Here is a 20,557-nt window from a genome sequence, read left to right on the forward strand (position 1 = left end):
GGGTGGTCCTACGCCTCGGCGGCGTCGACGCGGACGAGGGTCCAGTTGGGGTCGCGGCTCTTAAGATTGCGTTCGAAGGTCCAGAGCTCGGCGGTGCGGCGGTCGTCGACCCCCTCACCCTCCGGACCCTTGGTGCGGCTGCGGAACTCGGCCAGGAAGCGGACGGTGATCTTGGCCACGTCTCCCACCACGTCGGCCTTCTCCAGGTCGGCGCGCGGAGCGTGGGCGAATTCCACGGTCTCGGTGCGGCCTTCGGTCTCACGCCGGGCGATCTCGGCGTCGAAGCTGGACATGATGGCCGGCGACAGCAGGTTGCGCAGGGTGTCACGGTCGCCGGCGGCGAAGGAGGTGACGATCATCTCGTAGGCGCCCTTGGCCCCGGAGAGGAAGCGCGGCAGGTCGAAGCTTCCGTCCCGGGCGCGCACGGCGGCCAGGCCCGACAGTGCCACGCCCTCCGCGGCCTCGGCGGCCTGGGGCTCTTCGCCCTCCAGGCGCGCCGGCTTGACGGCGGCCACGGCGGCGTCGGCCGGGGTGTCCTCGGGCTGTCGCCCGACCCTGCGGCCCAGCACCGAATAGAGCTGGAACAGCACGACCACGGCGAGGCCCGCAAAGATGATCAGCTCTAAGATCGGCAAAACACTATCGCTTCGTTGGAGACGAGGGGTGGGCTTCAATATAGGACGTTGCAACGCCCCCGTCAGGGGCGACGTTGCATCGGCGAAAGTCGCATGATAGCAGCGCCGGTCCCAAACAGGGCGTGAACCAGTCCTTAAAGCACGGAATCTTCGCCACATGAGCGACACTGACGCGGCCGGCCAGGAAAACGGCGCCGATATCGGCCTGACCGACCCGGGAATCCGGATTCTCGCCCAGTTCATCCGCGATCTCAGCTTCGAGAACCCGCGGGCCCCCGACAGCCTGCGGGCCGGGACCACCCAGCCCAGCATCGACATGGGCGTGGAGATGAACGCCCGTGGCCGCGACGACGGCTATTTCGAGGTGGACCTGAAGCTCTCGGCCCGCGCGACCCGCGACGACGGCCCGGTCTTCCATGTCGAGCTGCTCTATGGCGGCGTCTTCGAGATCGCCGGGGTTCCGCCGGAGGAGTTGGAGCCGGTGCTGCTGGTGGAATGCCCGCGCTTCCTGTTCCCCTTCGCCCGCCGGGTGATCGCCGACGTGACCTCGGACGGCGGCTTCCCGCCCTTCCTGCTCGACCCGATCGACTTCGCCGGCGTCTACGCGGCCCGCAAGGCCCAGGCCGACGGCGCCGGCCAGGTCGGCAACGCTTAGGCCAAGGTGCTCCCCTCCTGGGGGAGCTGTCAGCGAAGCTGACTGAGGGGGACTTTGACCCTTGTATTGGGGTCGAAGGGGTCAACTGCGTTGATCCCCCTCCGTCTCGTCGCGTTGCGACGATCCACCTCCCCCACATCGCGCTTGCGCGCTGGGGGAGGATCTTACAGCCCGAACCGCGTCCAGAGCTCGTCGTTCTTCAGGACGTCGCGGATGAAGGCCGCGTGGATTTCACGCTCGGCCTCGGTGGACCGCGCCGCCAACGGCCGCGGCCGCGCGCCGTAGGTCGAGGGGTTGGCCACGGCGTAGGCGGCGGTGTCCATGGCCTGGGTGGTGAGCTCCAGGCTCCGCTCGCGGCCGCCCTTCAGCTCCAGATAGACCGCCGCCAGCAGGCGGGCGTCGATCAGCGCCCCGTGCTTTTCCCGTTCCGACAGCGAGATCTTGAAGCGCTTGCACAGCGCGTCCAGGGAATTGGCCATGCCGGGGAAGCGCTTGCGCGCCAGGGCCAGGGTGTCGATCCACCGCGGCTCCTCGATGATCGTCAGGCCGCAGACCCCCAGCTCGTGATTGATGAAGGCCCGGTCGAAGGTGGCGTTGTGGGCGATCAGCGGCGCGTCGCCCACGAACTCCAGGAAGGCATGGCTGACCTCCGGATGGGCGAACTTCGGCTTGCCCTTCAGGAAGGCCGACGACAGGCCATGGACCCGCTCGGCGTCCGGCGGCATGTCGCGCTCGGGATCGATATAGACGTGGAAGTGCCGGCCCGTGGGCAGGAAGTCGTCGATCTCCAGACAGGCGATTTCCACCAGCCGGTGCCCGAGGTGCGGCTCGAAGCCGGTCGTCTCGGTGTCCATGACGATTTCGCGGGCCATGGCCCTAGATGACCCGCTTCGAAGGCCGTTTCAACAGCGCCTCAGGTCGCAGGGCGTTTTTGCTGGGGAGCGTGACGGGCGCCGAAACCGGCGACCACTTTCGGCTGTCACGCTCCGCCTTTCTGGGGACGGCGCGCGGGATCGCGCAGGGCCGCGATGATCTCGGCGACCTGGGCCCGGGCGTGATCGAGGCCCTGGCCGGTATCCACCACGAAGTCGGCCCGCTTGCGCTTTTCGCTGTCGTGCAATTGGCGCTTGAGGATGTCGTCCAGGCGCTCGGCGGTCCAGCCGGGCCGGGCCAGGACCCGGGCGCGCTGCTGGTCCTCGGGCGCCGAGGCCACCACCACGGCGTCCATGTTCCGGTCGCCGCCGGTCTCGAACAGCAGGGGGATGTCCAGCACCACCATGTCGGCGCCGGCCTCCTGGGCGCGCTTGAAGAAGGCGCCCCGATCGGCGCCCACCAGGGGATGGACGATGGCGTTCAGGCGGGCCATGGCCGCGTCGTCCCCCAGCACCCGCTGGCGCAGGGCCTCGCGGTCGACGGCGCCGTCCTTGGTAACCCCTGGAAAGGCCGCCTCCAGGGGTTCGACGGCGGCCCCGCCCTTCACATAGAGGTCGGCCACCACCGCGTCGGCGTCATAGACCGGGATGCCGGCCTCGCGGAACATGGCCGCGGTGGTCGACTTGCCCATCCCGATGGAGCCGGTCAGTCCGATATTGAGCATGGCGTCAAAGTCCCAGGGCTTGGATGGCGAGCGCCCGGACGTCGATCCCGTCCGGCGGCGCCTGGCCGAAGAAGGCGCGGAAGGCGGGGATGGCCTGGCCGATCAGCATCTCCAGCCCGTCCACCGTGGGCCGGCCCAGCGCCCGGGCCTGCGCCAGGAACGGGGTGAGCAGGGGCTTGTAGACCATGTCCATCACCACGCAGGTGGCCGGGGTCGCGGCGATCGGCACGTCCAGGCTGCCGGAGCCGCTCAAGCCCGCCGAGGTGGCGTTGATCAGGGCGCCGACGCCGGCGAAGGCGCGGCCCGCTTGGTCCAGGCCATGGGCGCTCACCGTGGGCCCGAGGTCGGCGGCGATCTCTCGCGCCCTGGCGACGGTGCGGTTGATGATCCGGATATCGGTGGCCCCGGCGCTGAGGAAGGCGGCGGCCGCGCCGCGGGCCGCGCCCCCCGCCCCCAGGATCGCCACCGGGGCCGCGGCCGGGTCGAAGCCGGGCGCCTGGATCGCGAAGGCGGCCAGCAGGCCCAGGCCATCGGTGTTGTCGGCGAACACCGTGCCCTCGGGTCCGAAGACCAGGACATTGGCCGCCTGGGCCAGGCGCGCCCGCTCGCTGACCTCGTCGGCCAGGGTGAGCGCCACGGTCTTGAAGGGCACGGTGACGTTCAGGCCCGACAGGGAGCCGCCCCGCAGGCCGTTGATGAAGCTCGCGAAGTGTTCGGGAAAGACGTTGAAGGGCACATAGACCCCGTCGATCCCCGCCGCCGCGAGCCACGCGTTGTGCAGGGTCGGGCTCAGGGTGTGGGCCACCGGATGGCCCACCACGCCCGCCACCTTGGTGGCGCCGGTGATCTTGGTCATGCCGCCAGGGCCCCGTGTTTGCGCAGCAGGTCCAGCAGGCCCAGCAGGGGCAGGCCGAGGATGGCGAAATAGTCGCCCTCGATCTTGGAGAACAGTTGCGAGCCGTGGCTCTCCAGCCGGTAGCAGCCCACCGAGCCCAGGGCCTCCTCCCCCTCCGCCAGCAGATAGGCCTCCAGGAACTCGTCGGAGAAGTCGCGCATGGTCAGGGTGCAGGTAGCCACCTCGCGCCAGATCGGGGCGCCGTCCCTGGCCACCACCACCGCCGAGTGCAGCTGGTGGGCCTTGCCCCGCAGCAGCTTCAGGCGCGCGCGGGCGTCTTCCACGGTCTCGGCCTTGTCATAGAGTCCGCCCTCGAACTCCAGGGTCTGGTCGGCGCCGATCACGAAGCCCGCGCGGGATCGCGAGATCTTCACCGCCTTCAGTTCGGCCAGGGCGTCGGCCACCTCGCGGGGGGTTCCCCCCTGGCCGAGCAGGGCGGTCTTCACCGCGTCCTCGTCCACCCCGGAGACCGCGGTCTCAAAGGGCACGCCGGCGCCCTTCAGCACCGCGGTGCGCGCCGCGCTCTTGGAGGCCAGGATGATCGGGGCGCTCATCCCAGCACCTCGATCTGGCCGTGGCCCCCGTGCAGCAGGTTAAGGACCGAGGCGGCGGTCTCCTCAACGCTGCGGCGGGTGACGTCGATCACCGGCCAATCCATCTTCTCGTAGAGGCGGCGGGCCAGGACCGTCTCCTCTCGGACCGCCTCGATGTCGATATAGCTGCTCTCCCGGTCTTCCTTCAGGCTGAGCAGGCGGTTGCGCCGGATCTGGATCAGCCGGTCGGGCGAGATGGTCAGGCCGACGATCAGGGCGTTCTTCAGGGTCATCAGCTTCTCGGGCGGCGGCCGCCCGGGCACCAGGGGCACATTGGCGGCGCGGACCCCGCGGTGGGCCAGATAGATGCAGGTGGGCGTCTTGGAGGTGCGCGAGACCCCCACCAGCACCACGTCGGCCTGGTCTAGGTCCTGGCCGCCTTGGCCGTCATCGTGGCCGATGGCGTAGTTCAGGGCGTCCATGCGGTTGAAATAGTCGTTGTCCAGGGCGTGCTGCACCCCGACGCGGCGGGTCAGGGCCGCGCCCAGATAGCGCGACAGGGCCGAGACCAGGGGATCGAGGGCGGCGATGCAGGCCATGTCCAGCTTGCGGCACCCCTCCTCCAGGGCCGCCCGCAGCTCGTCGTCGACGATGGTGTGGATCACCACCCCCGGCGCGGCCTCGATGTCGGTCAGCGCCCGTTCCAGCTGCCGGGGCGACCGGACCAGGGCGTAGATGTGCTCGATGGGCAGGACGTTCTCGAACCGGGCGCAGACCGCGCGGGCCATGGCGTTCAGGGTCTCGCCGGTGGAGTCGGAGACCAGGTGCACATGGAAGTAGGTGGCGAAGCGCGAGGCGGTGGTCATGGACCCTTGGGGTTCGAGCGGCGGGGGCGGAAGAAATATCTGGGGACAGCTGTGTCGACACCTTCTTAGCGAAGCCGCGCGCGCTTGGGGATAGCTGCGGCCAAATCGCGCTGTTCCCGCGGGGCCGGTGGAGAACGGGGATGAAAGCCCGAGTTTGAGTCCGTCTCGCACCCCGGTCATCCCTGCGGCGCGGGGGATGTGAATCCCGCCCAAGGTCAAGCTGCGGATGACCGGCGTTCGTCCAGGCCTTCGGTCCCGAAGGGGTTAATGAATCGTTAAGCCCGCTCAAGCGGTTAAGACTTCGTTAACACAATCCACAGCCCCGCTTTTCACGGCGGGAGGAAGCGGCCCTGGCCTGGGGAAAGGGAGTCGAGGAGGGGGTGCGACATCGGAGGTTTCCCCCATGATCGACAGGCCTACCGCTACCTCTTCAATCCAGATTCTAAATCTTAGATAGGTAGAAGGCAGGCGGGGCCGAACGGACGGGCTTGAGCCGGAGGGGGGAAGGCGATTTAAGGCTCCCCATGCCGAACAGCTCAACACCGCGTCTGCTCCGGGCCCTGGCCGGAGAAACCCTGGACCGCCCGCCGGTCTGGTTCATGCGTCAGGCGGGCCGCTCCCTGCCCGAGTACCGGGAGCTGCGGACCCGGGCCAAGGACTTCATCGCCTTCTGCCACAATCCGGAGATGGCCGCCGAGGCGACGATGCAGCCGATGCGCCGCTTCCCCCTGGATGCGGCCATTGTCTTCGCCGACATCCTGCTGATCCCCCAGGCGCTCGGCCAGGAGGTCTGGTTCGAGGCGGGCGAGGGGCCCCGGCTCGGCGAGATGCCGTCCATCGAGAGCATGACCGACCAGATCGAGGCCTCCACCGGGCGGCTGTCGGCCATCGGCGAGACCCTGTCCCGTGTGCGGGCCGAGCTGGAGCCGGACCGGGCCCTGATCGGCTTCGCCGGCGCGCCATGGACCGTGGCCACCTACATGATCGAGGGCCGCGGCTCCGACCGCTCCGGGGCGCGGACCTACGCCTACCAGAACCCCGAGAAGCTCGACCGCCTGCTGGACGTGCTGGTGGAGTCCACCGCCCGCTACCTGGTGATGCAGGCGAAGTCTGGCGCCCAGGTGCTGAAGCTGTTCGAGAGCTGGGCCGAAGGTCTGGCCGAGGACGTCTTCGAACGCATCGTCATCAAGCCGCACACCGCCATCATCGAGAAGGTCCGCGCCGCAGGGATCGACACCCCCTTCATCGGCTTCCCGCGCGGGGCCGGCGCCCTGGTGGAGACCTACGCCGCCCGGGTCCCGGTCAACTGCGTGGCCCTGGACACCCAGGCCACCGCGGTGCTGGGCCAGAAGATCCAGGACAGCGGCAAGACCATCCAGGGCGCCCTGGACAACCTGCTGCTGCGGGCCGGGGGTCCGGCCCTCGACGCCCGGGTCGACGCCCTGATCGAGCAGTGGAATTCCGGCCCCTATATCTTCAACCTGGGCCATGGGGTCCTGCCCGACACCCCTATCGAGCACATCGAGCGCACGATCCGCCGGGTGACCGGCAAGTGACCCGTCTCGCCGTCGTCCTGTTCAATCTCGGCGGCCCCGACGGCCCCGAGGCGGTGCGGCCCTTCCTCTACAACCTGTTCAAGGACCCGGCGATCATCGGGGCCCCGGCCTTCGTGCGCTATCCGCTGGCCGCCCTGATCTCCTCGCGGCGCGAGACCTCGGCCCAGGCCAATTACGCGATCATGGGCGGCGGCTCGCCCCTGTTGCCGGAAACCCTGGCCCAAGCCGGCGCCCTGGATACGGCCCTGGCGGCGGCGGCGCCCGAGATCACCGCCAAGACCTTCATCGCCATGCGCTACTGGAAGCCCTTCGCCGACGAGACGGCCAAGGCGGTGGCGGCTTTCAATCCCGACGAGATCGTCCTGCTGCCCCTCTATCCGCAGTACTCGACCACCACCACGGCCTCGTCCCTGCAGGACTGGGCCAAGGCCTATAGGGGCCCTGGCCGGACCCGCACGGTCTGCTGCTATCCCACCGCCGAGGGCCTGATCGAAGCCCACGCCCAGCGCATCCGCGACACCTGGGAGGAGGCCGGCAAGCCCACGGACGTCCGGCTGCTGTTCTCCGCCCACGGCCTGCCCGAGAAGGTGATCGCCGGCGGTGACCCCTACCAGGCCCAGGTGGAGGCCACGGCCGCGGCGGTGGCCGCCCGGGTCCCCGAACTCGCCGACTGGCGCGTCTGCTACCAGAGCCGGGTCGGGCCGCTGAAATGGATCGGCCCCTCCACGGTGGACGAGATCCACGTGGCCGGGGAACAGGGGGTCGGCCTGCTGATCACCCCCATCGCCTTCGTCTCCGAGCACATCGAGACCCTGGTGGAGCTGGACCACGAATATGCCGAGCTGGCCATGCAGCAGGGGGTCGCCCCCTATCTGCGGGCCCCGGCGCTCGGGGTCGAGCAGGTGTTCATCGACAGCCTGGTCCAGACGGTGACCCGGTCCCTGGCCCGGGCCGGCGGCGCGGCGCCCGAGGGGGCATGGCTTTGCCCGTCCGGCTATGGCAAATGCGGCCGGACGCAGGGCGTGACGGCCTGACTTAAGGGAGCGAACCTCAAGGTTCGCCAAGGGAGCTTCGGCGTGAACTACGACCTGCTGCGCGGCCTGCACATCCTCTCGGTGATCGCCTGGATGGCCGGCATGATGTACCTGCCCCGCCTGTTCGCCTATCACGCCGCCGCGCCGGTGGGCGGGGAGATGGACAAGAACTTCCAGACCATGGAGCTGAAGCTCTACCGGATCATCATGGGACCGGCCATGGTGGCCACCTGGGTCTTCGGCCTGGCCCTGATCTATGTGGACGCGACCCAGATCCGCGGCGGCTGGGACTTCCTGCAGACCCCCTGGATGATCACCAAGCTGGCCGGGATCGTCTTCATGACCGCCTGGCACCATGTGCTGGGGGCGGCCCGCAAGAAGTTCGTCGCCGGGACCAACACCCGCACCCCCCGCTTCTGGAAGATGACCAACGAACTGCCCTTCATCGCCGCCATTATCATGGTCATCGCGGTGACGACCGAGTTCGGCGGCTAGCGCCGCTTTTTTACCGTCCAGGCCTGACGTGATAGCCTCTCCGGGCTCTGGGGAGGGACGCATGGACAACCAGCTTTCGGCGCAGGCGGTCAGGGATATCCAGACGTTCCGGTCCGGGGTCTTCGCCGCCCTGGTGCTCTACGTCATCCTGGTCCTGCTCAACGCGATCAGCGTGCTCGCGATGTTCTGGCTCATGGCCTTCAAGGTGGTGGACGTCCCCTGGCAGGTCCTGGGGGCGTGGGCGGTGGGGACGGGCGGTCTCGGCGCCGGATCGCTGATCTTCACCTCGATCCTGCCGCACCTGTTCGCGCCCCAGGCCCTCGGCGACTAGGTCTGCGGCTTGACCCGAACCGCGCGATGTGGTTCCGCTGGACCCACATGGCGTCGCGCAATCGCGAAGTCATGCCCCGCCCTACCTCCGGCGACGCGCGCTTCTAAGAAATCCAAGCTGCTGCGTCCCGGCCCCTGAACACCCCCGGCGAGTCTCAAGGCCCGCCATAGACGTTTCAAGTTTGCTCGACGCCCAAGGACTCTCAAGTCCTGGGGGCGACGAGCCGTATCAAGGCGATACCCCATGTCCGAAGACAATATCTCCGACACCCTCGACGCCGAAGACTCCGCCCTCGACCAGGCGATGGACGCCCAGGTCGCGGCCGCCCAGGAGACCAGCGACGACGACGACGACAACGAACTCTCCGCGGCCATCGCCGCGCTGGGCATCACCCGGATGTCCCTCCAGGAGCTGAAGGACAAGTCGCCCGTCGACCTGCTGGCCTTCGCCGAGAAGCTGGAGATCGAGAACGCCAACTCCATGCGCAAGCAGGACATGATGTTCGCGATCCTCAAGACCCTGGCCGAGGAAGGCATCGAGATCTCCGGCTCGGGCACCCTGGAAGTGGTGTCCGACGGCTTCGGCTTCCTGCGCTCGCCGGAAGCCAACTACCTGCCCGGCCCCGACGACATCTATGTCAGCCCCTCGCAGATCCGGAAGTTCGGCCTGCGCACCGGCGACACCGTCGACGGCGCCATCCGCGCGCCGCGCGAGGGCGAGCGCTACTTCGCCCTCATCAAGGTGGATCTCACCAACTTCGAGAATCCCGAGAACGTCCGCCACAAGGTGCTGTTCGACAACCTGACCCCGCTCTATCCGGACGAGCGGCTGAAGATGGAGATCGAGGACCCGACCCTGAAGGACCGCTCGGGCCGGCTGATCGATATCGTCGCCCCGCTCGGCAAGGGCCAGCGCTGCCTGATCGTCGCCCCGCCGCGGGTGGGTAAGACGGTCATGCTGCAGAACATCGCCAAGTCGATCGCGGTGAACCACCCCGAGTGCTACCTGATCGTGCTGCTGATCGACGAGCGGCCCGAGGAAGTCACCGACATGCAGCGCACCGTGCGCGGCGAGGTGATCAGCTCCACCTTCGACGAACCCGCCACCCGCCACGTCCAGGTCGCCGAGATGGTGATCGAGAAGGCCAAGCGCCTGGTGGAGCACAAGCGCGACGTCATCATCCTGCTGGACTCCGTGACCCGCCTGGGCCGCGCCTACAACACCGTGGTCCCGTCCTCGGGCAAGGTGCTGACCGGCGGTGTGGACGCCAACGCCCTGCAGCGCCCCAAGCGCTTCTTCGGCGCGGCGCGCAACATCGAGGAAGGCGGCTCGCTGACCATCATCTCCACGGCCCTGATCGACACCGGCAGCCGGATGGACGAGGTGATCTTCGAAGAGTTCAAGGGCACCGGTAACTCGGAAATCATCCTGGACCGCAAGGTCGCCGACAAGCGCATCTTCCCGGCCATCGACGTGCTGAAGTCCGGCACCCGCAAGGAAGAGCTGATCACCCCGAAGGACCAGCTGCAGAAGACATATGTCCTGCGCCGCATCCTCAACCCCATGGGGGCCCAGGACGCCATCGAGTTCCTGTTGGACAAGCTGCGCCAGAACAAGAACAACGACGAATTCTTCCAGTCGATGAACACCTGATCGCGATGGTGGCGGAGGCCGCGGCCTCCGCCTAATCTACCCCCGTTCAGACGGGGGTGGAGGATGATCAGGGTCTATGCGTCGGGGGGGTCGCGATCGCCCTGGGCGTTCGAGGCGCCGGGGGCGCCCTATGAGGCCGTCCCGTGACCGAGAGCTACATCATCGCCGGTGGCGTGGCCGGGGCCGCGCGGCTGTCGGTCCTGTCCCAGGCCATGGCGGAGGCCACCGGCTCCCTGCTGGACATGATGGACATCCCGCCCGATGCCCGCATCCTCGACGCCGGCTGCGGCGGCGGCGACGTCACCCGCCATCTGGCCGGCCGCACCACGGGACCGGTGATCGGCCTGGACCTGGACGCGGTGAAGATCTCCGTGGCCGGGCAGGACGCGCCCACCAACGCGGCGTTCCACGTGGGGGGCTTCGAGCGGGCCGAGGACCTGGGCCCCTTCGACGTCATCTATGCCCGCTTCCTGCTCTCCCACCTCACCGATCCGGGGGCGGCGGTGGCCACCTTCCTGAGGAGCCTGGTTCCGGGCGGGCTGCTGGTGGTGGAGGACGTGGAGTTCTCGGCCCACCTCTGCGAGCCCAGCCGGCTCAGCTTCCGCCACTATGTGCAGTGGTATGTGGGCTCTGCCCACCGCCGCGGCGCCGATCCGGAGATCGGGCCCAAGCTGCCCGGGCTGCTGGGGCGCGGCGGATTCCGCAATGTGGACGCCCGCCTGGTCCAGCCGGCCGGGCTGACCGGCCCGGTAAAGGCCATGGCCGCCCTCACCCTGGCTGGAATCGCTGAAGCCGTTGAAATGATGGGTGTTTCACGTGAAACCCTGATCGACGACATCGCCGACCTGGTCCGGGCGCGGGACGACCCGACGGTGTTCATGAGCTTGCCGCGGGTGACCCAGGCCTGGGGTTGGAAGCCGGAGGACTGAGAGGCCCTAACCCCCTCCGTCACCCGCTGACGCGCGCGCCACCTCCCCCGATACGGCCTTCGGCCTGGGGAGGAATTTGGCGTTCTAGTTCCTACCCCAGCGCGAAGTGCGGTTCGGGGGAGGTGGATCGGCGAAGCCGAGACGGGGGGCTCGGCCCTCCCCGCTGCTGGGCCCTAGGGAATCAACAGACTCGCCCCCACCGTGTCGCGACCCTCCATGGCCTCGTGCGCCTTGCGGGCCTCGGCGAGCGGGAAGGTCTGGCCGATCTCGATCTTCACCTTGCCCGACTTGATGACGTCGAACAGGGCGCCGGCGCTGGCGTCCAGCTCGGCGGTGGTGAGCAGGTAATCCCCCATGGTGGGGCGGGTGAGGAAGACCGAGCCGGCCTGCATCAGCCGGGCCGGCGCGATCGCCGGCGGCGGGCCCGAGGCGTTGCCGAAGGAGACGAACAGGCCGCGCTTGGCCAGGCTCCCCAGGGTGCCCTCGAAGGTGGCGGCCCCCACCGAGTCATAGGCCACCGGCACGCCCTTGCCGCCGGTGATCTTGCGCACCTCGGCGGCGACGTCGGCGTCGCGGTAGAGGATGACGTGGTCGGCGCCCAGGGCCCGTGCGCGGTCGGCCTTGTCCGCCGAGCCCGCGGTGGCGATCACCGTCGCGCCCAGGGCCTTGGCCCATTGGACCAGGATCGAGCCGACCCCGCCGGCGGCGGCATGGACGAGGATGGTCTCCCCGGCCTTCACCTCGTGGCAGCGGCGCAGCAGGAACTCCGCCGTCATCCCCTTGAGCAGGGCTCCGGCGGCGACCTGGGCGTCGATCCCGGCCGGGGGCTTGACGGCCCGCTCGGCGTTCACCGCGTGGACCTCCGCATAGGCCCCGATCGGCCCCGAGGCGTAGGCGGCCAGGTCGCCCACGGAGAACCGGGTCACCCCCTCCCCCACCGCCTCGACGACGCCGGCGCCCTCCATCCCCAGGCCCGAGGGCAGCTTCAGGGGATAGAGGCCCGAGCGGTGATAGGTGTCGATGAAGTTCAGCCCGATGGCCTGGTTGCGCACCAGGATCTGGCCCGGCCCGGCCACCGGGGTCGGAAGATCTACGAGCTTGAGGACCTCAGGGCCGCCCGTGGCCTCGATCTGGATGGCGCGCATATCTGAAATCCTAGGCCAGGTGTTGCTGGAAGAAGGCGAGGCTGCGCCCGTTGGCGTGGCGGGCCGCGTCGGCGTCGTAGTGCTCGCCGCCGTGGCGGGCGAAGGCGTGGTCGCAGCCGGGATAGGTGTGGATGGTGACCTGGGCGTGGTTCTTCAGGGCCTGGAGGATGACGGCCTGGGCCTCCTTGGGGACGAACTGGTCCTCCTCGGCGATGTGCAGCATCAGGGGGCGCTCCAGCTTCTCGACTTCCCCGACCCGGCTCTCGATGCCGACCCCGTAATAGCCGACGCTGGCGTCGGCGTCGGTGCGGGTGGCGGTGAGGAAGGCGAGCAGGCCCCCCAGGCAATAGCCCACCGCGCCCACCTTGCCCGAACAGCCGGGATCGGCGCGGATGCGGTCGATCACCGCCTGGATGTCCATCACGCCGGCGTCGGGATCGAAGGCGTTGAACAGCTCGAAGGCCTTCTTCCACTCCGCCTCGGACTTGTCGGTGATGTCGATCCCCGGCTCGATCCGCCAGAACAGGTCGGGGCAGATGGCCAGATAGCCCTGGGCGGCCAGGCCGTCGGCGATCTCGCGCATGACGGCGTTGACCCCGAAGATCTCCTGGATGACCACGATGGCCGGGGCCTTGGCCGCCGCGGGCCGCGCCACATAGGCGGTGAACTGGCCGTCTTCGGTGGTGAGCGTGATGGTCTCGCCGGACATGGAGCCTCCCTGTGCCTTGCTATGCGTTGGCTACTAGCGCGCAGTGGCCGGTAGCGGCCATAACTATTGCTTGAAGGAAGGGCCACGCCATGAAGATGACCATCGAGATCGACTGCACCCCCATCGAGGCCCGCACCTTCATGGGCCTGCCCGACGTCACAGTCTTGAACGACAAGCTGGTGGAGGAGATGCAGAACCGCATGACCGCCAATATCAACATGCTCTCCCCCGACGAGCTGATGAAGAACTGGACCGCCTTCGGGGTCGGGGCCCAGGAACAGTTCCGCAAGCTGATGTCCACCGCGGTGGACATGGGCATGGGCGCCGCCAACCGCCCGAAATGACCGACACCATCTACGCAGCCGCCACCGCGCCCGGCCGCGCGGCGGTGGCGGTCGTCCGTGTCTCGGGTCCGGGGACGCGGGGTCTGGTCAAGGCCCTGGCGGGCCGCCAGGTCCGGGCGCGGACGGCGACCCTGCGGACCGTGAGGAACGCCGACGGCGCAGCCCTCGACCAGGCCCTGGTCCTGCGCTTCGAGGCGCCGGCCAGCTATACCGGCGAGGACAGCGCCGAGTTTCACGTGCACGGGGGTCCCGCCGTGGTGGCCGCGCTGCTGGAGGCGCTCGCCACCCTGGGCCTGCGCCTCGCCGAGCCCGGGGAGTTCACCCGCCGCGCCTTCGAGAACGGCAAGCTGGACCTGGCCCAGGCCGAGGGGGTGGCCGACCTGATCGAGGCCGAGACCGAGGCCCAGCGCCGCCAGGCCCTGGATCAGGTGGAGGGGGCGCTGGGCCGCGCCCACCAGCGCTGGCGGGCCGACCTGATCGAGGCCCTGGCCAATTTCGAGGCGGCCGTGGACTTTCCCGACGAGGAGGTGCCCGCCGAGGTGGCCGACCGCGCCCGGCCCTATCTGGAACGCCTGGTGAGCCAGCTGCACGCCGCCCTGGCCGATGTGGACCGGGGCGAACGGGTGCGGGAGGGCTTCCGCATCGCCCTGGTGGGGTCGCCCAACGCCGGCAAATCCACCCTGCTGAACGCCCTGGCCGGCCGCGAGGCCGCCATCGTCACCGCCACCCCGGGCACCACCCGGGACGTGATCGAGGTTCCGATGCGGCTGGCGGGCTACAAGGTGCTGCTGGCCGACACCGCCGGTCTGCGGGAGACCGCCGACGAGATCGAGGCCGAGGGGGTGCGCCGGGCGCGAGCCTGGGCCGACAGCGCCGACCTGAGGATCTGGGTGGTGGACGGGGCGTCTTCCGCCATCGACCCGCCGCCGGGCGAGTTGCGGGCCGGCGATCTCTGCGTGGTCAACAAGGCCGACCTGCCACCGGGCGACGATACGGGCCGGGCGCTCCTGGAGGCCCGGGCGCTTGAACTTGAAATGCACCGGATCAGCGCCCGGGACGCCAGCCACGTGGGGGTGATCCTCGCGGCCCTGACCGATCACGTGGTGGGTCGGCTGTCCGGCGCCGAGCCCCCCACCGCCACCCGCCTGCGTCACAAGGACCTGCTCTCCGAGGCGCTGGCGCGGCTGGAACACGCCCTGGCCGTTCAGGGCTCGCCGGAGCTGGCGGCGGAGGATGTGCGGCTGGCCGGCCGCGCCCTCGACCGCATCACCGGCCGCATCGACCCGGAGGACGTGCTGGACCGGGTGTTCGCGACCTTCTGCATTGGAAAATAAGGTGTTTCACGTGGAACGCTTCGGAGGACTGGGCTAGCTCCTCCTCTCCCGCTTGCGGGAGAGGGTAGGGTGAGGGTTCTTTCTGAAGCGCCGCTATCAGTCCACCTCAGCCATGCGCAGCTTTGCTGCGCGCGCCTCACCCACCCTCTCCCCATGAATGGGGAGAGGAGGAGCCTCGCAAGGCGCCTTGCGGTAAGACTCTTTCACGTGAAACCGCCGGCCCCTTCCGCTATAGGAAGCCCCCGCCCATATGGCGCGGATGCGGAGTTTCGGCGTGGCCTCCTGGGACGTGATCATCATCGGCGGCGGCCATGCGGGCTGCGAGGCGGCGGCGGCGGCGGCGCGGTTCGGCGCGCGCACCCTGCTGCTGACCCATAAGCTCGAGACCATCGGCGAGATGTCCTGCAATCCGGCCATCGGCGGCCTGGGCAAGGGTCACCTGGTGCGCGAGATCGACGCCCTGGACGGGGTGATGGGGCGGCTGGCGGACAAGGCCGGCATCCAGTTCCGGCTGCTGAACCGCTCCAAGGGCGCCGCGGTGCGCGGGCCCCGGGCCCAGATCGACCGCAAGCTCTATCGGGAAGCCATGCAGGCCGAACTGGCCGCCACCCCGAACCTGACCATCAAGGCCGAGGCGGTCGAGGACCTGCTGGTGGTGGACGGCCAGGTGACCGGGGTCGTGGGGGCAAGCGGTGAAATCTATCCCGCGGGCCGCGTGGTCCTGACCACAGGTACGTTCCTGAAGGGCGTGATCCATCAGGGCGAGCAGCGCATCCCCGCCGGCCGGGTCGGCGAGGCGCCGGCCATCGGGCTTTCCGACCGTCTCTATGCGCTCGGCCTGGACATGGGGCGGCTGAAGACCGGCACCCCGGCGCGGCTGGTGGCCTCCTCCATCGCCTGGGAGAAGCTGGAGATGCAGGCGGCCGACGAGGTCCCCTCCCCCTTCTCCTTCCTGACGGCCAAGATCACCACGCCGCAGATCGCCTGCGGCATCACCTACACCAATGCCCAGACCCACCAGATCATCGCCGAGCGCCTGACGGAGTCGGCGGTCTATGGCGGGCGGATCAATGGCCGCGGGCCGCGCTACTGCCCCTCCATCGAGGACAAGGTGGTCCGCTTCGCCGACAAGACCGCCCACCAGATCTTCCTGGAGCCCGAGGGCCTGGACGACGACACCGTCTATCCCAACGGCATCTCCACCTCGGTCTCGGCCGAAACCCAGGACCTGTTCCTGCGCACCATCGTGGGCCTGGAGAACGTCCAGGTGCGCCGCCACGGCTATGCGATCGAATACGACTATGTCGATCCCCGCGAGCTGTCGGCCACCCTGGAGGTCAAGCGCCTGCCGGGCCTCTACCTGGCCGGCCAGATCAACGGCACCACGGGCTATGAGGAGGCCGCCGCGCAAGGATTGGTGGCCGGGCTGAACGCGGCGCGGGCCGCCTCCGGCGCAGACGACGCCGTGTTCGGCCGCGACGAGGCCTATATCGGGGTGATGATCGACGACCTGGTGACCCGGGGCGTCACCGAGCCCTATCGGATGTTCACCAGCCGGGCGGAGTTCCGCCTGACCCTGCGCTCCGACAACGCCGACCAGCGCCTGACGCCCAGGGGCCTCGCCCTCGGCTGCGTCGGTGTTTCACGTGAAACAGCCTGGACCGCCAAGTCCGCCGCCCTTCTCGCCGCCCGTGGCCGCGCCGCCGAGCTGACCCTGACCCCGGACAAGGCGGCCAAGGCCGGCCTGCCGGTCAAGGCCGACGGCCAGCGCCGCGACCTGACCCAGCTGCTGGCCTATCCCACCATCGGTTTCGAGGACCTGGCCGTGATCTGGCCGGAGATCGCGGCCTGGGACCCTCAGGTGCGCGAGCAGATCGAGATCGACGCGTCCTATGCGGGCTATCTCGATCGCCAGGAGGCGGACGTGGCCGCCTTCCGCCGCGACGAGAACCTGCGCCTGCCCGCCGAGCTGGACTATTCGGCGGTGGGCGGCCTCTCCAACGAGGTGCGGGACAAGCTGACCGCGATCCGTCCCCTGACGCTCGGCCAGGCGGCGCGGATCGAAGGGGTGACGCCCGGCGCGCTCACCGCCCTGCTGGCCCATGTGCGCAGAAGGGCCGCCTGATGTCCGAGACCCTTCCCGCCGAGGTCGTCGAGGTCGCCGACGCCGCCGACTTCGCCCTGGCCACCGGCGCCGACGAGAGCGTCATCGCCGACCTGCGGCAATACCAGTCATACCTGGAGGACTGGAACCAGCGGATGAACCTGGTGGGGCCTTCAACCCTGGAGATTTTCTGGTCGCGGCACGCCTGGGATAGCGCCCAGATCCTGCCCCTGGCGCCCGAGGCGCTGACCTGGGCCGACCTCGGGGCGGGGGCAGGTTTGCCGGGCATCGTGCTGGCGATCCTCAACAAACACCGCCCCGGTTTCCACATGCACCTGGTGGAAAGTATGGCCAAACGCTGCCGCTTCCTCACCGAGGTGGTGGAGGGTCTCCACCTGCCGGCCACCGTTCATAATTCTCGTGCGGAGGACTTGTCCCTGACTGTGGATATCGTCACCGCGCGGGCTTGCGCCCCGATGACCCGGTTGCTTGGGTACGCCCAGCCCTACCTGAAGCGCGGCGCGACCGCCTTGTTCCTCAAGGGGCAAGATGTTGCGGTCGAATTGGAAGAGGCTACCAAATCTTGGAAGTTCGAGGCGGATGTCCTGCCCAGCTTCAGTGATGCGCGCGGGCGCATCGTACGCGTAAGGACGTTGAGCCGTGGCCGCTGATCCGAAACCCTTCCGGGCGCTGCGAATCCTGGTGGTCGCCAACCAGAAGGGCGGCGTGGGCAAGACCACGACGGCCATCAACCTGGGCACGGCCCTGGCCGCCGTCGGCGAGCGGGTGCTGCTGATCGATTCCGATCCCCAGGGCAATGCGTCCACCGGCCTGGGCATCCCCCATTCCAAGCGCAAGACCACCCTCTATGACGTGTTGATGGGGGACGCCCCCATCACCGCGGCCATCGTCCCCACCGACCTGCCCGGCCTCGACATCGTCCCGGCCCATGCCGACCTCGCCGGGGTCGAGCTGGAGCTGGGCCAGCAGGCCCGCCGCTCCTTCAAGCTGCGCGACGCCATCGACCCGATCCGCCAGTCGGGCGCCTATACCTATGTCCTGATCGACTGCCCGCCCTCGCTCAACCTGCTGACGGTCAACGCCATGGCCGCCGCCGACGCGGTGCTGGTGCCCCTGCAGTGCGAGTTCTTCGCCCTGGAGGGCCTGTCCCAGCTGATGCGGACGGTGGAGCTGGTGCGGGGCAGCCTCAATCCCAACCTGGAGATCCAGGGGGTGGTGCTGACCATGTACGACCGGCGCAACAGCCTGTCGGAACAGGTGGCCAAGGACGTCCGCGCCCACTTCGGCGGCACGGTCTACGCCACGGTGATCCCCCGCAATGTCCGGGTGTCCGAGGCGCCCAGCTTCGGCAAGCCGGTGCTGGTCTATGATCTGAAATGTGCGGGGAGCCAGGCCTATCTGAAGCTCGCCCGCGAAGTCGTGCTGCGCGAGCGCGATCGCCGCGCCAAGGCCGCGTGAGGAAACAATGATGGTCGAGAAACGCGGACTGGGCCGGGGGCTATCGGCCCTGCTGGGGGAGGTCGAGGAGACGCCGGTCACCGCGGGGGCCGCCGGCGGCCTGCGCGACATCCCCATCGAGCTGATCCATCGCAACGAGAAGCAGCCCCGCTGGGTCTTCCCCGAGGAAGAGATCGAGGAGCTGGCCGCGTCCATCCGCGAGAAGGGCGTCCTGCAGCCGATCCTGGTGCGGCCGGCCCCGGACATGGACGGCCACTTCGAGATCGTGGCCGGGGAACGCCGCTGGCGGGCGAGCCAGAAGGCGGGACTGCACGTCCTGCCGGCCCTGGTCCGCGAGCTGAACGACATCCAGATGCTGGAGATCGGGGTCATCGAGAACGTCCAGCGGACGGCGCTCTCCCCCATCGAGGAGGCCAACGCCTACCAGCAGCTGGTGGAGGTCCACGGCCGTAGCGCCGCCGAGGTGGCCGACGCCGTCGGCAAGAGCCGCTCCCACGTCGCCAACCTGATCCGCCTGCTGGCCCTACCCGAGATGGTCCGGCACTACCTGATGGGGGGCCAGCTCACCGCCGGCCACGCCCGCGCCCTGCTGGGGACCCCCGACCCCCAGGCCCTGGCCGAGATCGTCATCGCCAAGGGCCTGTCGGTGCGCGACACCGAATCCCTGGCCCGCAAGGCCTCGGCCGGAGAGACCCCCGCCAAGGCGGCGCGCCCGGCGCCGGTGAAGGACACCGACACCCAGGCCCTGGAGGTCGACCTCTCCGAGGCGCTGGGCCTGACCGTCGAGGTGATCGACAAGGGCGGGGTCGGGGAGCTGCGGGTGAAGTACGCGAGCCTCGAACAGCTGGACGAGGTCTGCCGGCGGCTGACGCGGGCGTAAGCCTTCCCCTCTCCCGCTTGCGGGAGAGGTCGGGGTGAGGGGCCGCGCGGGTCGCGCGGCTGGCGTCGCAGACGCCATCTCCTGCGGTGGGTTTACAGTGCGGCGTCGAGGCCCCCCTCTCCCTGCCCTCTCCCCCCAAAAAGTGGGGAGAGGAGAAGATTCAAAATCGGCCCTGTGGCGCACAGCGGGGCGATCGTCCGTATCCCTGGACGACGGCGAAACGCCATCCTGTGGATGGTTTCGGCGAAATCGACGTAAGTCGTTCTAAAATATAGCCTATTCGGCGCACACGACAGGCGGCGCAAAGGGCGGTTTTCAGGCTCTTTTCAGAGACCCAGGCGCTTGGCGCGGCCGGCGATCTGCAGGGCCAGGCGTTCGGCGATCAGAGCGTCCGGAGAGCCCGCCGTCTTGCAGGCCTTGTCGGCGGCGAACACCTCGGGCTGGATGCGGTCGAGTTCCGGCAGGGTCCAGGTGCGGGCCTGGCGCAGGAACTCCCGCTCGCTCTTCCAGAACACGCCCGAGGCCTTGGCCGCCTCCTGCAGGCCGGCGCCGGACTTGGCGAGGGTCAGGGTGCGGCGCATGCGGCCGAGATACATGCCCAGCGCCCGGACGGCGGCGGGGCCCCCCTCCCCCTCGGCGGCGGCGCGGCGCAGGCCGGCCTGGGCCTCGGCGAGGCGGCCCCCGAAGGCGTCGGCGGCGGCGTCGGACAGGGAGGCCTCCGGCTCGACGCCGAGGAAGTCCTCCAGGTCCTTGGGATTGGCGGTCATGCCGCTGCCGGGGCCGAGGAACAGGGCCAGGCGCTCGACCTCCTGGCGGGCGACGCCGCGCTCCTTGGGCATGCGGGCCACGAAGAGCTGCAGGGCCTCGGCGGTCAGCCCCACCCCGTCCTTGGAGAGCAGGTCGCGCACCAGGCGGGCGATGTCGCCGGGCTCGTCCTCGTAGCAGGGGATGGTCGCGGCGCCGGGCGCCTTCTCGGCGGCCTTGCGCAGGGCGGAGTTGCGGTCGAGGTTTCCCGCCTCGATCAGCAGGAAGGCGTCGGGATTGAGCTCGCCGGCCGCATGCCGGGTCAGGGCCTCGGCGGTCATGCGGTCCAGGGCCTGCTTCTCGGTGGCGAACTTCAGCCGCACCAGGCGCCGGCCGCCCATCAGGGACTGGGCCGCCAGCTCGCCCTCCAGCCGGGCGCCGTCGCCGTCCAGGTCGCCGTCGGTGAGCAGGGCCACGTCGAAGGGGTCGTCGGGACGGTCGCAGACCTTGAGCGCCAGCTGATTGGCGCGGTCGCGGACCACCCCCATGTCGCGGCCATAGATCAGGGCGGCGCGAATAGTCTTATCGGGCGCGCCGAGGAAGCGTTCGATGTCCGGCCGCTTGGCGAGGATCATCGGG

The 20,557-nt window shown here is 69.3% G+C and carries 22 protein-coding genes; 13 read left to right on the top strand and 9 right to left on the bottom strand.

The genetic code is table 11. The features are described 5' to 3' along the window. Positions 1–8: 8 nt before the first annotated feature. A complete protein-coding gene (gene timA, locus ACO06I_RS16560) occupies positions 9–629 on the bottom strand; it encodes a TIM44-related membrane protein TimA (RefSeq protein WP_421935098.1) in 621 nt (206 codons plus the stop codon). Positions 630–792: 163 nt separating this feature from the next. On the opposite strand from timA, the gene secB reads away from it, so the two are divergent. Next, positions 793–1,290, top strand: a complete 498-nt coding sequence (gene secB, locus ACO06I_RS16565; protein ID WP_421933722.1) for a protein-export chaperone SecB — start codon at positions 793–795, stop codon at positions 1,288–1,290. A gap of 164 nt (positions 1,291–1,454) precedes the next feature. Here secB and dnaQ read toward each other — a convergent pair whose 3' ends face one another. The 5 genes from dnaQ to ACO06I_RS16590 all read right to left on the bottom strand — a co-directional run bounded on the left by dnaQ (position 1,455) and on the right by ACO06I_RS16590 (position 5,181). Next, positions 1,455–2,162 carry a DNA polymerase III subunit epsilon gene (dnaQ, locus tag ACO06I_RS16570; protein ID WP_421933723.1) on the bottom strand — a complete coding sequence of 236 codons (708 nt, stop codon included), beginning with the start codon at positions 2,160–2,162 and terminating at the stop codon, positions 1,455–1,457. Positions 2,163–2,269: 107 nt separating this feature from the next. After that, complete coding sequence (gene coaE / locus ACO06I_RS16575) at positions 2,270–2,887, bottom strand: dephospho-CoA kinase (protein WP_421933724.1); 618 nt, start codon at positions 2,885–2,887, stop codon at positions 2,270–2,272. A gap of 4 nt (positions 2,888–2,891) precedes the next feature. Next, the gene (aroE, locus tag ACO06I_RS16580; RefSeq protein WP_421933725.1) at positions 2,892–3,743 is read right to left on the bottom strand and encodes a shikimate dehydrogenase; all 852 of its coding nucleotides are present in this window, start codon (positions 3,741–3,743) and stop codon (positions 2,892–2,894) included. Continuing rightward, positions 3,740–4,336, bottom strand: a complete 597-nt coding sequence (locus ACO06I_RS16585) for a Maf family protein (protein WP_421933726.1) — start codon at positions 4,334–4,336, stop codon at positions 3,740–3,742. The genes aroE and ACO06I_RS16585 overlap by 4 nt, the downstream gene beginning before the upstream one ends. Further along, entirely contained in the window at positions 4,333–5,181 is an 849-nt protein-coding gene (locus tag ACO06I_RS16590; protein WP_421933727.1) for a pyruvate, water dikinase regulatory protein, read from the bottom strand. The genes ACO06I_RS16585 and ACO06I_RS16590 overlap by 4 nt, the downstream gene beginning before the upstream one ends. 524 nt (positions 5,182–5,705) lie before the next feature. Between ACO06I_RS16590 and hemE the strand changes: the two genes are divergently transcribed. The 6 genes from hemE to ACO06I_RS16620 all read left to right on the top strand — a co-directional run bounded on the left by hemE (position 5,706) and on the right by ACO06I_RS16620 (position 11,179). Next, positions 5,706–6,737 (top strand): uroporphyrinogen decarboxylase, encoded by a 1,032-nt coding sequence (gene hemE / locus ACO06I_RS16595; RefSeq protein ID WP_421933728.1) that lies wholly within the window; start codon positions 5,706–5,708, stop codon positions 6,735–6,737. Then, complete coding sequence (gene hemH, locus ACO06I_RS16600; protein ID WP_421933729.1) at positions 6,734–7,771, top strand: ferrochelatase; 1,038 nt, start codon at positions 6,734–6,736, stop codon at positions 7,769–7,771. The genes hemE and hemH overlap by 4 nt, the downstream gene beginning before the upstream one ends. A 42-nt stretch (positions 7,772–7,813) precedes the next feature. Continuing rightward, entirely contained in the window at positions 7,814–8,266 is a 453-nt protein-coding gene (locus tag ACO06I_RS16605) for a CopD family protein (RefSeq protein ID WP_421933730.1), read from the top strand. A 61-nt stretch (positions 8,267–8,327) separates the two neighbouring features. Continuing rightward, positions 8,328–8,597 carry a hypothetical protein gene (locus tag ACO06I_RS16610; protein WP_421933731.1) on the top strand — a complete coding sequence of 90 codons (270 nt, stop codon included), beginning with the start codon at positions 8,328–8,330 and terminating at the stop codon, positions 8,595–8,597. A 303-nt stretch (positions 8,598–8,900) separates the two neighbouring features. Then, positions 8,901–10,250 (top strand): transcription termination factor Rho, encoded by a 1,350-nt coding sequence (rho, locus tag ACO06I_RS16615; protein ID WP_421935099.1) that lies wholly within the window; start codon positions 8,901–8,903, stop codon positions 10,248–10,250. Positions 10,251–10,393: 143 nt separating this feature from the next. Continuing rightward, positions 10,394–11,179: a class I SAM-dependent methyltransferase gene (locus ACO06I_RS16620; RefSeq protein ID WP_421933732.1), complete on the top strand. Its 786-nt coding sequence runs from the start codon at positions 10,394–10,396 to the stop codon at positions 11,177–11,179. Between the two features lie 173 nt (positions 11,180–11,352). Here ACO06I_RS16620 and ACO06I_RS16625 read toward each other — a convergent pair whose 3' ends face one another. After that, positions 11,353–12,324, bottom strand: coding sequence for a quinone oxidoreductase family protein (locus ACO06I_RS16625; RefSeq protein WP_421933733.1), 972 nt, complete (start codon positions 12,322–12,324; stop codon positions 11,353–11,355). 10 nt (positions 12,325–12,334) lie between these two features. Further along, complete coding sequence (locus ACO06I_RS16630) at positions 12,335–13,033, bottom strand: dienelactone hydrolase family protein (RefSeq protein ID WP_421933734.1); 699 nt, start codon at positions 13,031–13,033, stop codon at positions 12,335–12,337. 89 nt (positions 13,034–13,122) lie between these two features. Between ACO06I_RS16630 and ACO06I_RS16635 the strand changes: the two genes are divergently transcribed. The 6 genes from ACO06I_RS16635 (at position 13,123) to ACO06I_RS16660 (ending at position 19,174) form a co-directional block, all read left to right on the top strand. Continuing rightward, positions 13,123–13,377, top strand: coding sequence for a DUF6489 family protein (locus ACO06I_RS16635; protein WP_421933735.1), 255 nt, complete (start codon positions 13,123–13,125; stop codon positions 13,375–13,377). After that, positions 13,374–14,711 (top strand): tRNA uridine-5-carboxymethylaminomethyl(34) synthesis GTPase MnmE, encoded by a 1,338-nt coding sequence (gene mnmE, locus ACO06I_RS16640; RefSeq protein WP_421933736.1) that lies wholly within the window; start codon positions 13,374–13,376, stop codon positions 14,709–14,711. The genes ACO06I_RS16635 and mnmE overlap by 4 nt, the downstream gene beginning before the upstream one ends. A gap of 259 nt (positions 14,712–14,970) precedes the next feature. Beyond that, positions 14,971–16,836 (top strand): tRNA uridine-5-carboxymethylaminomethyl(34) synthesis enzyme MnmG, encoded by a 1,866-nt coding sequence (mnmG, locus tag ACO06I_RS16645; protein ID WP_421935100.1) that lies wholly within the window; start codon positions 14,971–14,973, stop codon positions 16,834–16,836. Beyond that, positions 16,836–17,486, top strand: a complete 651-nt coding sequence (rsmG, locus tag ACO06I_RS16650; RefSeq protein ID WP_421933737.1) for a 16S rRNA (guanine(527)-N(7))-methyltransferase RsmG — start codon at positions 16,836–16,838, stop codon at positions 17,484–17,486. Before mnmG ends, rsmG begins: the two co-directional genes overlap by 1 nt. 19 nt (positions 17,487–17,505) lie before the next feature. Beyond that, the gene (locus ACO06I_RS16655; RefSeq protein WP_421935101.1) at positions 17,506–18,294 is read left to right on the top strand and encodes a ParA family protein; all 789 of its coding nucleotides are present in this window, start codon (positions 17,506–17,508) and stop codon (positions 18,292–18,294) included. Positions 18,295–18,301: 7 nt separating this feature from the next. Beyond that, on the top strand, positions 18,302–19,174 hold the full coding sequence (locus ACO06I_RS16660; RefSeq protein ID WP_421933738.1) for a ParB/RepB/Spo0J family partition protein: 873 nt from the start codon (positions 18,302–18,304) through the stop codon (positions 19,172–19,174). A 326-nt stretch (positions 19,175–19,500) separates the two neighbouring features. On the opposite strand, the gene holA is transcribed toward ACO06I_RS16660, so the two are convergent. Next, on the bottom strand, positions 19,501–20,553 hold the full coding sequence (gene holA / locus ACO06I_RS16665; RefSeq protein WP_421933739.1) for a DNA polymerase III subunit delta: 1,053 nt from the start codon (positions 20,551–20,553) through the stop codon (positions 19,501–19,503). Positions 20,554–20,557: the final 4 nt, after the last annotated feature.

The sequence above is a fragment of the Phenylobacterium sp. genome (assembly GCF_965229015.1).
Lineage (GTDB): Bacteria > Pseudomonadota > Alphaproteobacteria > Caulobacterales > Caulobacteraceae > Phenylobacterium.